The organism is Steroidobacter gossypii (genome assembly GCF_016801985.1).
In the GTDB taxonomy this organism is placed as follows: domain Bacteria; phylum Pseudomonadota; class Gammaproteobacteria; order Steroidobacterales; family Steroidobacteraceae; genus Steroidobacter; species Steroidobacter gossypii.
The window spans coordinates 17,165-29,929 of record NZ_JAEVLS010000005.1 but is presented as its reverse complement, the minus strand read 5'-3'; the positions used below and the strand labels follow the sequence as shown (position 1 = coordinate 29,929).

The following is a 12,765-nucleotide window of genomic DNA, read 5'->3' as shown; positions in this document are numbered from 1 at the left end:
GAGAGATGGGAAACGTCAGAAAGGTGAGTGCTATGGCGACCTGCTGGCTTCTATGGAGCACACCGCGCCCGCCTCAGTACATCCGCGTCACGCTGCCGCCATCGACCGGCAGAACGACTCCATTGACATACGAGGCCGTATCCGAGCAAAGCCAAGTGATCGCATTGGCGGTTTCCTCGGCGTGGCCCAGTCGCTTCATGCTCGAATGGCGTTCAACCAGTGCCTGGTACTTCTCCGCGGCGCCCGGCCGAGTGGGATCGACCATTTCAGATAGCGTGAATCCCGGGGCGATGGCGTTGATGCGAATCGACATCTGGCCATAGTCGGCGGCCGCCGACCGGGTGAGGCCGACCACACCATGCTTGCTGGTGCAGTAGGGACCATGGCCGATGTCGCTCGGCTTGAGCCCGTAGATGGATGCGATGTTGACGATCGCCCCGCCGCCATTGGCGAGCATCGCGGGAATCTCGTACTTCATGCACAGCCAGACGCCCTTCAGGTTGCTGCCCATGACTTGATCCCACTGCGCCTCGGTGACTTCGGCGATGGGCGTGAAGCGCGGGCCGGCGATGCCGGCATTGTTCACCGCATAATCCAGCCGGCCGAACTTGTCGACGGCTGTCTTCACCATGCGTTCCACATCAGCGGCACGGCTTACATCCGTCGACACGAACAAGGCTTCACTGCCCAGTTCGACGATGCGCTCGACGACCCGGGCGCTCTGCTCGGCGCGCCGAGCGGCAACGACCACCTTGGCGCCTTCTCGGGCGAACTTCAGTGCCGCGGCCTCACCCAGCCCCGAGCTGGCGCCAGTCACCAGCGCCACCTTGCCTGCGAACATTCCCACGTGCGTATCCTCAGCGATCATGGTTGGTTGTTCCGGGGATTCTATATGCGCACCGCGACTCGCCACTTCCATTGTGCCTGGGCCACCGCCAGTCGCGATGACATTGTCTCGCCATCGTTCCTTCGGCGCCTTCGGGCCCGCTCGCAAGTCTCCCGAACTCTCGCGCCGCCTCTACCAACGCAGCTGCCGCTCGATCCGCCGCTTTGCCTTTTCATCAGGCGCAGTCGCCGCCTCTTTCCACGCCGCCGCCCGCTCCGGTGAGGGAACCCTCGCGCTTCCGAAGACAATGATGGTCGATCGCACACCCCAGTCCCGAAGCAGCAGATCCGCCTTCGCGTATTCGAGCGCGAAGCGGACTGCTCGCATTTCATCGCGTAAGAGGAAGTTTGTGTGTTCGACGAGGATGAGGTAGCTCGGGGAGCTGAGTTGGTCGGAGGGATGGGAAGGAGAGGTGGGCATGGGCGGTGGCTGACCATCGGCGAGAGGGGTGGATTGTGGAAGATGCAGGCAGTGGGTGGAAGACCAATCGGCGTCCCACGGCTCGCGCGCGCATCTAGAAGGATGTCTGTCAAGGGGGAGTATCGCGCAAAAAACGGCGTAACTCGGGCTGTTTCTGAGCCCTCCATTGACCAACACTGTGGAGCATGATCGCCACACATCGAATTTCAGTGCATGTCTCTCAAGGCATCAAAGCCCGATTCCGCAGTCTTGCGGAACATCAGGACATGACCCAGGCTGGGTTGTTGAAGCAGCTCATCGATTCGGCGGTGCGTAACGCCGGCGACATTCGTGCGGACGCGGTGCAGCGCTCAGGGCGTCGGGTGGGAGGAGCGCGCACGTATGCGCTGCTACATCCGGATGACAAGCGATTACTGGTGGAGCGGGCGGCCTGCCGCCATATGGGTGCGGCCACCTACATATCGGTTCTGGTGCGCGCCCATCTCCGTAATCTCGCGCCGCTGCCCAAGGCGGAGTTGATGGCGCTCAAGCAATCGGTGGCCGAGCTCGGCGCGATCGCCCGAGGCCTGAACCAGCTGATTCGCCTGGCCGAGCAACGCGCCGGCATGACCGGACCCACCCGGGCGGATCTGCTGGCGACCATCACCGTGTGCGAGGCGCTGCGCGATCACACCAAGGCGCTGCTGAAAGCCAATGCGCTTTCGTGGAGAGCAGGAAATGAAGCCATTTCGGATTAGGGGCGACGCGCCGCTGTTTGACATCGGAGGTTATGCCCGGCGAGGGCCGGGCGGGCGCTCCTCGTTCAGCGCGGCTGAGATCGAGCAGATCAGCCGGACCGTCAGGCGGGCGCCGGAAGTGATGGTGAAAGTCACGGGCGGCGCAAGCGTGAGAACGAGCCGCGGGGTGAAGACTCATTTCAGCTATATCAGCCGAGCAGGCGAGCTCGAAATCGAGACAGATCATGGGGAGCGGCTGCTCGGTCACGACGCGCCTCAGCGGCTGTTCGAGGACTGGGATCTGGATCTGGAGAAACATCGGCCGCGAGCTGGGCTGTATGTGTCCTATCCACGCAAGCCGCCCAAGCTGGTCCGTAACATCACTTTCTCCATGCCGGCCGGCACGCCGCCGGCGAAGGTGCACGCCGCCGTCCGGGATTTCGCTCGCGATCAGCTCGGGCGCCGGCATCGATACGCGATGGTGCTGCATACCAACGAGCCCCATCCCCACGTGCATCTGACGGTGAAGGCGGTCAGTGAAGGGGGGGTGCGGCTCGACATTCGCAGGGCGACGCTGCGCCAATGGCGTCAGCAGTTTGCGCGCCAGCTTCGAGCCCAGGGCGTTGAAGCGAATGCCACGGAGCGACGGATTCGTGGGCAGAGTCGTGCGCCAAAGCTGGATGGCATCTTCCGAGCGGCGCGCCGGGGCGAGTCATCGCACATGGCCGCACGGGTGCGCGAGGTGGTGCGCGAGCTCAAGGCTGGCGCGCTCGATGAGTCAGGCGCCGAGAGGTTGCGGCGGAGCCGATTGGAGGTGGTGAGAGGGTGGACGGCGGTGCGCGATCTTCTGATCGCCGAAGGAAGGCATGAGCTCGCGGATCAGGTTTCCAGGTTCATCCAACAGATGCCGCCGCCTCGCACTGAGAAGCAGTGGTTGGCGGCAGAGTTGCTGGCTCGAGCCCGTGGGCCGCGCGCCAAAGAACAAACGCTTGTTCGCTGAGAGTGGGATCGGTTGGATGCGGAACTTCCGCAGAAGCAGTCCTTGGAGTTACGCGCGCGGCGGAACTCTGGGAGGAGCGGATCGCGCTGGGCCTGCAAGGGTTCGACTTCATTCTGTCGCTGGCTTTGCTGCTGACGGCATCTCCGAGTGTGTCCGCGTGTTCGTATTGGCCGGAGACAGCAAGGCCGCCGCCGAGCTACTGAGCAGCGAGCTTGAATTTAGTGCGCGACGGTGAGCGAGACAGAGATTACCGCTACCGGAAAGGTGCAGGGCATGTGGAGCGTGCCGACCGCTGTCCAGATGCCGTGGAGCGGTGCGTGCTTTTGCGCGACCCAAAAGCAGCGCTGCAACTGCTCGCGAGATTCATGGATAGTATCGAGCAGATTTCGGAGCATTGCTGGGACGACGATTTCGGATCGTCGCAGCTTTCTGACCGCGCTTGGACGATGGTCGAGAAACTGGCGGCGACTCTGCCAGCTGAGGACGGCGGTCCCGCGATCGAGCGCCTGCGTGGCGAATTTGCGGCGAGGGCTGCAGGCTCAGGCCGATGAGGATGAAGAAGCGAATCAAACTGTCCACTCGATCCGATCACCCGACAGCGGTGAAGCTCAAGCTCGACAAGGGCTTTCAGCCGTGTTCCGCAGAGCTAGGCGACGAGCTTTATCCGAATGGCGCCTTTGAATTCAATATCACGCGGGTTCTGCCTTTTGTCGAAGCCAATGTTGATCGATTTCCCATCGAGAGCATTGGGGTTGTGGACATTCCGAACTACGGAAGTGAGAATCTGGACGAACAAGCTATCAGGACAGCTGATCTGATTCGGCCGATTCTATTGGCGGAGAAACTTGATCGATGGCCGCCACCGCGCTGCTAGGGCAACGAGAAAAGGGGTGGCGACTTTGCCCGCTCATCGCGTCGCTTGCCCTTTCCATGTCCCATTCCTTGCCTCGACTCATGCGTACGAGCGATATGTCGAGTATTGGAATGGAAGGTGGCATCGGGGGCGTGCCGATAGTCCCACTCGCCCGATGCCCCTGACACGTAGCCATCGGAGGAGCCTCCCTGTTGGCCAGCTAGGCCTCCGTTTACGGAGCGGCCCCGATGAAAACGTGAACAGGACCTCGCCTCCTGTGTGCGCTTTCATCGCTATTGACCCCTTCGGGACAACGGGGCGCCGGCTCGATCGGTGCGCGAACCCAGAATAAATCGAAGAGTTACGGAGGAGCGGACGATCTGGCTGCATGCGAACGCTCCGCGCATGGGATCGCTTCGGGTTGCCGCCCATAATTGAAATTCTGCAATTGGATCGTTCTATAATCGATTTTATGCGCCCATAATCAGGTGGCGGCTTTCTAGCAGCCCGCATCTGCGTTTTTATGCCGAAGCAAAGCGTTCGGGAGACCCCGTGAACGACTTACCCGCTGATTCAATCGGCGCTGCGTGGCTGGCTCGAGCCTATAACGTTCTGCCCCTCGGGCAGTTGCCAGTATTGAGCCAGATCGGTGGTCGACGAGCGACCGAGATCAACGATGGACTCCGGCTCGAAACGTACCAAGAACTCATGAGACCCGCGCAGGAGCCGGCCGCCCAGTTGCAATTTCACCTGCGCCACGAAGTTCCCCATCTCGAATTTCTGGCTCGGCTTTTCGGAAAAACGGGGCCAGCCTTCATTCGATCGTGGGTGGCAGCAGAGCCCACGGGGCAATACGCACGCCGCGCGGCGTTCCTCTATGAGTGGCTGACCGGCGATGTGCTGGACCTGCCGGCCAAGCTTGGAGGCGACTATGTCGATGTGGTCGATGATGCCAAACTGGTCGCCGCTTCGCCGGGCCGCGTGATCAAGATTCAGCGATGGCGAGTGAATGACAACCTCCCCGGTACGAGACATTTCTGTCCTATCGTCGTGAAGACCGATGCTGTCGCTCGGGCGTCGAACGTCAATGTAACTGAGTTATTCGAGAAACTGACCGCGGAGTTTGGCGAGGATCTGCTGCTGCGTGCAGCGTCGTGGATGACGCTCCGTGAGAGCCGAGCCAGTTTCGCGATCGAAGGAGAAGCCGACCAGGCCAATCGCATCGAGCGATTCGCAGACGTGATGGCTAGACGCACCGGTCAAGGTGATCCGCCGCTCACCTCCGCAATACTCGCTGAATTACAGCGTGAGATCCTGGGAAAGATCACCCTGACTCAGTTCGGTATCCGGCAATCTCCCGTGTTTGTCGGCGAGATGATTCGACAACAAGAGATCGTTCATTACGTAGCGCCTCCTGCGGCGGAAGTTCCTGCGATGCTCGAGGGGTTGCACGTTTTCCTGCAGCGGACGGAAGGGCAGTCGCCAGTGATGCGCAGCGCCGTAGCGGCGTTCGGTTTCGTCTACATCCATCCGCTAGCTGATGGCAATGCCGGCTGCACCGGTTCCTCATCAATGATGTGATACGCCGAGACGACGCGATTCCCGATCCGGTGATTCTGCCCGTGTCCGCCGTTATTACCGATGATGCCGGAGAACGGCGCAGCTACGACCGAATCCTGGATCGAGTTTCCAAACCGCTGATGCAGTCGGTACGGGAGTACGTGGTGTTCGACTCTAAGCAAACTGTCTACCCTGACGGAGTGGCATCCAATTTCACTTTCAGCGGCGATGATCTAGCGAAGCCAATGTGGCGCTATCCGGACTTGGGGTCACATGTGATCTATCTGTCAGACATCATCAGCCGCACACTCACAGAACAGACGCGCGAGGAATCGATTTACCTGAGACGCCATGCGCAGGCGCGTGCGGCGGTGAAAGAAATAGTGGAGATGCCCGACCATCAGATCGATCCAGTCTCGCGTTCGATCGAGCAGAACGAAGGTAAGCTCAGCAACGTGCTGGCGAAGGAAATGCTGGTACTTCGAGAGGCCGGCGTGTGGGAGGCCGTCGTTGACGCCGCGTCACGAGTTTTGGGTGAGACAGCGGTGGTCGATGAAAGTGTCATCGAGCGGTATCGGCCGGAGCGGACACCGGGACGATGATATGTGAGCTTCGATGTAGTTTGTCGGACGGCCAGTGCCGTGACGTTGATGTGCGACGCTTTGACGATGCGTGGAGCACTTAGCGCTCACGCGCGGACAGATTGTTCCTGACATCTAGTATCGTCGCGGTTGATTGCCTCGGTCACCGGACCAACTTGCGCACCAATCTTAGTATTCGCCTCATAGTCATGCCTCCAAAAGCACAACCCGTTGCAATACGAATCGAACTGCAGGGGATCTCACCGCTCGTGTGGCGGCGGATCGTTGTCTCCAATCAGTGGACGTTTGGATCTCTGCATGATTATCTACAGTGGGTAATGGGCTGGCAGGATTCGCATGCGCACGAGTTTCGCGTCGGCGAACGCTGCATCGGTCCTGATTGGTGGATTCAAGAGATCGAACTTGATGGCGGGGCGCAGAACTATCAAGACGAGCGTCGTGTTTCGGTCGCGACAGTAGTTCGCGAACTCGGTGGTGTTGGTGGAGAGTTCGGATATCACTACGACATGGGTGACAGTTGGGTACACCGTTGCGTCATCGAGATGACTCCTGCCGCTTGGCCAGAGTTCGAGCTACCTACCCCAGCTTGCACTGGGGGTGAGAACGCCTGTCCGACGGAGGACGTCGGCGGCTCTCATGGCTATGCGCATTTCCTGGAATGCATCGGCGATCGATTGCACCCGGAGTATGCGGACACGCTGCGATGGATCCGCGGCGTGTTCGATCCGAAGGGGTTCGACCTCAATCGTCTCAATCGGGATTGGAAGCCGGGGCGGCGAGGCGTTCGATAACCTGTGGACCCCGAGCCTAGATATCCCGGCGATCGACTGTGAGGGAGTGCTTGTTGTGGCGGCGCAAGTCGGCCTTTCTTACGACCCCGCTCGGACGGGAGTGCTTCGCAGGCTGAGATTTGCGGACATCCGCGGCGCATCCGGGACCACGCGTTCACTCTTCATGAGCGGGTATTGAAGCCCTCCACCAGGTCTATTGCCACTCGTTGCCGATGCAACGGTGGGATGAAGTGACTTAGGTCCGCGTAGTGCTCTCTTCGAGCGCCGTCGTCATCGTGGAGCGACACATTCATAAGACTTGAACCTTAGATCGATACGAAAATAGAAACATCGTCAGGCATTTAGATCAGGATGTAGATGTCCCGAATTTTGTTCCGGAGTTTCTATGGGAAACTGAGGAGGTGCCGCAAAGACTATAAAAATAGGCATTTCGCGTCTTTCGTAGTTCACGGAGGTGCTCGCTTTCTCAGGCAGAGACGAGCAAAGTATCACCCTGTGGTGGCACCCCGGAGCGACGTTGAGAAACCGCGATTTTGGGGCTGGCACCCACGAATTTGGAGTGACACCCCAGGAGCGAGGTGGCTTATGAACAAGCTCACAGACGTAGGGATACGCGCAGTATTGGCGAAACCACGGACCGGTCGCGTCGAGTTGCCTGACGGCGCAGTGCCCGGACTCACGCTGCGAATTGGAAAAACGCGTGGCGCGACATGGTCGTTGATGATCCGCGTATTCGGCGAGGAAGGCATCACCGATCGAGGACATGGGCTGATGGGCCCGAAGCGACGTCTAACGCTCGGCTCATACCCGCAGGTCTCTTTGCACGCCGCACGAGCAAAGGCCAACGCATACATCGATCAGGCGAGGCGCGGTGAGAGTCCGGTTGAAGCGCTCGAGCGGGTAGCGACTGGGCGCCTCACTGTCGAAGGGTTGGCTGAGAAATTTCTCACCGACTATGTCCACCTAAAGCAACTGCGCGCGGGGGCCAGATACGAGATGGCCATTCGAGCTCATATCATAGGCGGCGTAGGTCGGGTGGTAGCCGACATGCTCACTCGCGACCAGGTGCGCAGCCTCATGAAAGAGGTCATGGTTAAGGCGCCTTCAACTCGTGAAGGAAAGATGCGCCGTCGCGGCGGCATCGAAGCTGCGAGGAGCGTAGTTGCCGTACTTCGCAAAATGATCAATTGGGGCATTCGTGAGCGGCTGCTGAAGCGCGCGGACAATCCAGTCTCGGGAATGGAGGACAACCTTCCTAAGAAGAGGAAGAAGGAGCGTGTGCTGTCTCTGGAGGAGGCGCAGGTCGTTTGGCATGCGGCCGGGACGCTTGGCTATCCGTTCGGTCCGCTCTATCGACTGATCCTGCTGACTGGCTGCCGACCCGGCGAGTGGGCGCGATGTCGCCAGCCCTATATCGACCTCAAGCAATCGCTGCTGGTCATCCCGGCACAGGCGTACAAAAGCGATCACGTACACGTGGTGCCGCTCGTGCCGGTCGCGGTCCAAATACTCGAACACACTTTGGCGAACTACGCTGGACGACAGGGTGACTACGTCTTCAGCGGCACCGACGGTCTAGCACCGGTATCAGGTTGGTCGAAGGGGCACAGCAGAATGATGCAGGCCATGACGGCTGTGTCCGGCGAACGAGGCGTGGTGCCGTGGACGCCGCATGACTTGCGACGAACCGTCGCGACTCGGATCGCGGAGCAGTTGGGTGTCGGCGGTGAGCATCTGATCAAGCGAGTGCTGGGGCACGCCGATGGCAGCGTCACGGCGATCTACAACCGATATGGCTATGTGAAGGAGATGCGCGAAGTGCTCGAGCGCTGGGCGGAGGATCTTATCGGTGCTGAGTTTGATGCTGCGAGCCTATGGCGGGAGTCAGACACGGAGGCGTATGTGATCGTGGAGCCGACCGAAGCGGCGTAGGAGGGCGTGCTCGCTCCGCTGATGGCCAGAGCGGTATTCTGCCGAGCGTCAGCGGCGCACGCGGATCGGGCGTTAAAGACCGCTCGGAGTGCCGCAACGGCGCGGCGCTGCCGAGCGCTGTAACTGAAAGGTCATGACGGAGGGACAGTCAGCGTTCAATCAGAGGCGTGCTGGATGTGATGCGTGCAGCGAGCCAGGCCTGCACCTCCGACTCCACCCAGGCGACACGTCTGGGAGATAGCTGCACTCGCATCGGAAAGTCGCCTTGAATTTGCAGCTGATAGATCTTTGTTTTGCTCAAGCCGGTGATCGCTGCGACTTGCGAGAGCCGGAGCATGCGGATCGGTGTGGCGCGCGGTGCATCCTGCTGTACTTCCGGTTGTGCCGGAGTGATTGAAGCGCTCGGACGGCCAGCAAGCGCCCGCGCCTCGTCTTGCCCGGTCATGCGGGCCGGGCGCGTAGCTGCAGGTGAGGTGGGTATCGAACGAAGCGTTCGGGATGGATACGAGTTCATGATCGTTACTCCTGATGTGACTCCGATGGTTGAGCGGATGAAGGTCCGCTCCATGCAGACAGCATCCCTCGGCGGCGAGGAAATGTCAGCGGGGAGTTTCGCCGAAAATTCGGCGAATTAGATCCCCATATATGTGTCGAGTTTCGGCCCATTTACGTGTGGCTTTACTCAACTGTCGGGACGGTATTCCTCGATAAAGATCATTCCCGACCGGCAGGGAAATGTCAGGTGGAGAAATTGACGAGAATCGATAAAAACAGAGGGTGTGTTAGCTCTGTTCGGAGAGGGATTGAAAGGGGCTCGCGGCACCTGCGCGTGCGGGGCGGGCGACGAGATAGTGCAGAGGCGAACGCAGTAGCCCATGGGGTCAGCGCAATACAGTGGGTTTCGCCCCAAAATGCGGCGAAACTTAGTACGGGTTGATTGCGCGGCCGCGGGTTTGCTGTCGTCCACCCCATGAGAGCATGGCCATCTGGGCAATATGCAAACGTTATGGTGTGTACCGGCGCCTGGCGCTCACCTGATAAGATGCCTGCTCTCGACAGCCAGCTGTCGGAGAACTACAAGCAGCTAGCGTCACCACATATGTACAAAGATCTCTATACGAAGCTTTCTGCAGCGTGCGGCTACATCACCGTGTGGGAGGCTGGGGAGCGAGTTAGCCAGGGCACAGGCTTCTGCTTTCGCGCGGATGGTCAAATCATCACGGCTGCACATGTGGTCACGGGTCGGTTTCCGATTCGAGAGAGTGACTACACAGGTCCTGACACCAAAATACTCGTGAAGCTTGTTGGCCAAGCGACAGCTGAGTACCGGGTTGGGTTCTGTGGCTTAACGATCCAAGTCCCCGGCTTTCAAGCTCCTGTGCAGATCGACCTTGCTCTCCTCATCCCCCGGGTTCCTCCGGAGCGACCATTGTCCTTTATTCCCGCGTCAACGACGCCACCGCAACTTGGAGAAGAGGTGTTCTGTGCAGGCTATTCAGACGAACTGGACACTGCTTTCGGAGTAGAACGTATGTTAGACCGAGGCGCTTCCGGAGCCGCGGAGTTTCTCACGGCGATGACACAAGGATACGCCGCCGATATGACAGGACCTCTGATCAAGCGAGCCGTCGTTGGAAACTCTCGACGAGTAATCGCCGAAAGCACATCGACCAACATTCGAATCGAATGCGACCTGATTTACGTAGACAACGGGATGCATTCGGGTGCGAGCGGCGGTCCTGTTGTGAATGGCCAGGGTGACGCGGTCGCAGTTATCGCTCAGCGTCCAATGACCACTGTTTCATCGAAAGAGTATCCGGGGTTGCGTGTTCCTTCAGGTTCGACGTTTGCATTGTCGCTGCAGCCTGTGGAATTCATTTGCAGGAGATTCGGATAAGACCAATACGTCGAGTCGCTGGTTCGGAAGGGAGACTGAGTGAACGAAGGCATTCACAACATAGTGGAGCATTTGCCAAGGTCGTTGCGAGACCAGGTCTTGAGCTATGTGGCTGCAGTAGAGGCCGCGGCGGATGCCATCTTTGATGATGCGCACGTGGAGCAGAATGCGCAACTTAGGCAGCAGTTGCTCCTCGTCGCTGCGCTAAGAAAGGCTATAGGTATAGTTTCGTCATGCTACTGGGCGGTTGATAACTCCTTGGCCGTGTCGCGTGGTAGTGGCGCGTCAGCGGTTAGAGTTGGCGGAGCGATCTACAGCAAGGAGTCGGAGCGATATTTAGAACTGCGGCAGTTACACAAAGACCTAAATGCAGTGATCGATGAACTCGGGCTTCGACAGGTTTTTGAGGCAGATAACTATACCGACGTCTTGACAGAGCTAGCTCATGGACGTGAGTAAGGTCGCATCGTATGTCGGAAGGGTTCTGCAGAAGCACGATAGGGCCCTCAGCGACATTGCGGTCCATCAGACGGCGTTTCTGGAGCTCGCGGCGTTCGTTGCGTCGTATGAACACTACAGAATAAATGGAGCAAACGTACGTCTCGTACATCCAGCGGGAGACGTCCTTACAGTCAAGACATCAACACGCGGGCACCCTTCAAAGTTCTCGCGCGCAGAAGTGGTGAGCAAGACGGCTGAGTTCGAGATTCACATGAATCTCCCGGTGCGCGGTGCGCACAGTGGAGGTGTCTTCTGTGTGGATGTCGGCGTAGTCGCATCAGGGTCGATACCGATAAAGCCGAAAGTGATAAGGGGCAAAGAGGTTTGGCGGGCTTGTGAGAACAGAGATTTGATCTCTTTCGCAGAGGTCAAGAAGTTGGTTGTCTATCCCATGCTGCTAGCGCACTTTGTGGGAATTGTTCATGAGTTGCTACCCCGGTTTCTTGTTGGTAGGCGTCCAAGAGGGTTCAAGGCGGCGGCGCATTTTGATCCGCTTCTGTTGACGCTCGGTTCATTCTCCGGGACGTCGCAGGAAGTAATGAAGTCCTTTGCTAAGCGACGGTTTGCCCTAACCGTTGTCCCCGCATTTGATGTTCGTCTAGGGAGGTTGCGTGCGGGCCGAAACAAAAAATCGCCATTTGATGTCCGTGGCGATCTATCGATTCCCAGAGCTGGCAGAAGGGCTGGTGCAAAGTAGCACGCGTGCCGCTGGCTGCGTTTGTCTATGAGCTGCTGTGTTGAAGAGCCGATCTGCTTTATTCGCGCCAGGCCAAAGGGGGGGGGGCACACAGATGGCACTGCTACGCCCCAAACGAGGCGGTTACGGTGGGCAACTGGCGAAGTCTTGATCGCGTCCAAAACGTGGTGTACGAGTCCTGAGCTCTGGTTCGTTTGGGCTCGTGCGCAGTTGGCAACGGTCGACAGTCTGGCAGCTTGATACTCAGGCTGCGTGATCGTCGTTGCAGTGATCGCTCGTCGTTCTGCTCCAGCGGCGGCGCCCCAGACGAGCCGAGTAATCGCGGATTCATTCGGGAAGATGCCGACGACATCGGTGAGGCATTTGATCTCCGCGTGATCGCTGCCTCCTGCGTTTCCTGCGCGAAGACCGTTTTTTTTTCAGCGCGAGCACGACCTGGGGCGGGCCCTTGTTGGCATGCGCCAGGGCGTTGCGCGGAAAGTCCACTCGGCAGCGTCGCCATGTCGACTTCAGCACCTTCGCTGCTGCCGCCTTTAGGCGTTCGTGGGCATCTGAGATGACCAGCCCCACCCCCAGGCAGACCGCGACGTGTGAGCGAGCGCAGGAAGTGGCTCCGCACCTAGGGCCAATCGCCGTGCCCGGCAATTTCTTGGCGACAAGTCGAATCGATCATCGGTGAGGCGTTCCGCCGTCGCGGATACGCGGCCATGGGGAATGCAGTGGACAGGGCGGATTGCTCCGTCGATCTGGTGCTTCGGAAGAACGGAGCGAAGTTCTCAGCTCGACGCCTCCCGGCGTCCTTTCCGGCGCCGGTGCGACCACATTGCAGCGACAAGCGCGAGCAATAATACCTCATGGGACTGGCAGAAGTGCTCAAACCCTCCCGACAAAGACCCGCCAAATACCGAGC

12 protein-coding genes and 2 pseudogenes are annotated in these 12,765 nt (G+C 59.3%); 10 read left to right on the top strand and 4 right to left on the bottom strand.

The features are described 5' to 3' along the window. Positions 1 to 73: 73 nt before the first annotated feature. The gene (locus JM946_RS20600; protein WP_203169259.1) at positions 74 to 868 is read right to left on the bottom strand and encodes an SDR family NAD(P)-dependent oxidoreductase; all 795 of its coding nucleotides are present in this window, start codon (positions 866 to 868) and stop codon (positions 74 to 76) included. Positions 869 to 1,018: 150 nt separating this feature from the next. Beyond that, complete coding sequence (locus tag JM946_RS30045) at positions 1,019 to 1,306, bottom strand: hypothetical protein (RefSeq protein WP_218043029.1); 288 nt, start codon at positions 1,304 to 1,306, stop codon at positions 1,019 to 1,021. Between the two features lie 185 nt (positions 1,307 to 1,491). Between JM946_RS30045 and JM946_RS20595 the strand changes: the two genes are divergently transcribed. The 7 genes and pseudogenes from JM946_RS20595 to JM946_RS20560 all read left to right on the top strand — a co-directional run bounded on the left by JM946_RS20595 (position 1,492) and on the right by JM946_RS20560 (position 8,760). Next, positions 1,492 to 2,043 carry a hypothetical protein gene (locus JM946_RS20595; RefSeq protein ID WP_218043028.1) on the top strand — a complete coding sequence of 184 codons (552 nt, stop codon included), beginning with the start codon at positions 1,492 to 1,494 and terminating at the stop codon, positions 2,041 to 2,043. After that, positions 2,024 to 3,022 carry a relaxase/mobilization nuclease domain-containing protein gene (locus JM946_RS20590; protein ID WP_203169257.1) on the top strand — a complete coding sequence of 333 codons (999 nt, stop codon included), beginning with the start codon at positions 2,024 to 2,026 and terminating at the stop codon, positions 3,020 to 3,022. The genes JM946_RS20595 and JM946_RS20590 overlap by 20 nt, the downstream gene beginning before the upstream one ends. Positions 3,023 to 3,234: 212 nt before the next feature. Then, entirely contained in the window at positions 3,235 to 3,573 is a 339-nt protein-coding gene (locus JM946_RS20585; RefSeq protein ID WP_203169256.1) for a hypothetical protein, read from the top strand. A gap of 2 nt (positions 3,574 to 3,575) precedes the next feature. Then, positions 3,576 to 3,896, top strand: coding sequence for a hypothetical protein (locus JM946_RS20580; RefSeq protein ID WP_203169255.1), 321 nt, complete (start codon positions 3,576 to 3,578; stop codon positions 3,894 to 3,896). A gap of 531 nt (positions 3,897 to 4,427) precedes the next feature. After that, positions 4,428 to 6,037, top strand: a pseudogene (locus tag JM946_RS31790) (Fic family protein). 155 nt (positions 6,038 to 6,192) lie between these two features. After that, positions 6,193 to 6,828 carry a plasmid pRiA4b ORF-3 family protein gene (locus JM946_RS20565; RefSeq protein WP_203169252.1) on the top strand — a complete coding sequence of 212 codons (636 nt, stop codon included), beginning with the start codon at positions 6,193 to 6,195 and terminating at the stop codon, positions 6,826 to 6,828. A 357-nt stretch (positions 6,829 to 7,185) separates the two neighbouring features. Beyond that, positions 7,186 to 8,760 (top strand): tyrosine-type recombinase/integrase, encoded by a 1,575-nt coding sequence (locus tag JM946_RS20560; RefSeq protein ID WP_322110960.1) that lies wholly within the window; start codon positions 7,186 to 7,188, stop codon positions 8,758 to 8,760. 148 nt (positions 8,761 to 8,908) lie between these two features. Here the strand turns inward: JM946_RS20560 and JM946_RS20555 are convergent, their stop codons facing one another. Then, positions 8,909 to 9,274, bottom strand: coding sequence for a helix-turn-helix transcriptional regulator (locus JM946_RS20555; RefSeq protein ID WP_218043026.1), 366 nt, complete (start codon positions 9,272 to 9,274; stop codon positions 8,909 to 8,911). Between the two features lie 528 nt (positions 9,275 to 9,802). Here JM946_RS20555 and JM946_RS20550 point away from each other — a divergent pair. The 3 genes from JM946_RS20550 to JM946_RS20540 are packed head-to-tail and all read left to right on the top strand — an operon-like array spanning position 9,803 to position 11,855. Then, positions 9,803 to 10,657 carry a S1 family peptidase gene (locus JM946_RS20550; RefSeq protein ID WP_203169250.1) on the top strand — a complete coding sequence of 285 codons (855 nt, stop codon included), beginning with the start codon at positions 9,803 to 9,805 and terminating at the stop codon, positions 10,655 to 10,657. Between the two features lie 39 nt (positions 10,658 to 10,696). Further along, a complete protein-coding gene (locus JM946_RS20545) occupies positions 10,697 to 11,116 on the top strand; it encodes a hypothetical protein (protein ID WP_203169249.1) in 420 nt (139 codons plus the stop codon). Then, positions 11,103 to 11,855: a hypothetical protein gene (locus JM946_RS20540; protein ID WP_203169248.1), complete on the top strand. Its 753-nt coding sequence runs from the start codon at positions 11,103 to 11,105 to the stop codon at positions 11,853 to 11,855. Before JM946_RS20545 ends, JM946_RS20540 begins: the two co-directional genes overlap by 14 nt. 103 nt (positions 11,856 to 11,958) lie before the next feature. On the opposite strand, the pseudogene JM946_RS31785 reads toward JM946_RS20540, so the two are convergent. Then, a pseudogene (locus JM946_RS31785) lies at positions 11,959 to 12,462 on the bottom strand (transposase); the annotation flags it as partial. Positions 12,463 to 12,765 lie beyond the last annotated feature (303 nt).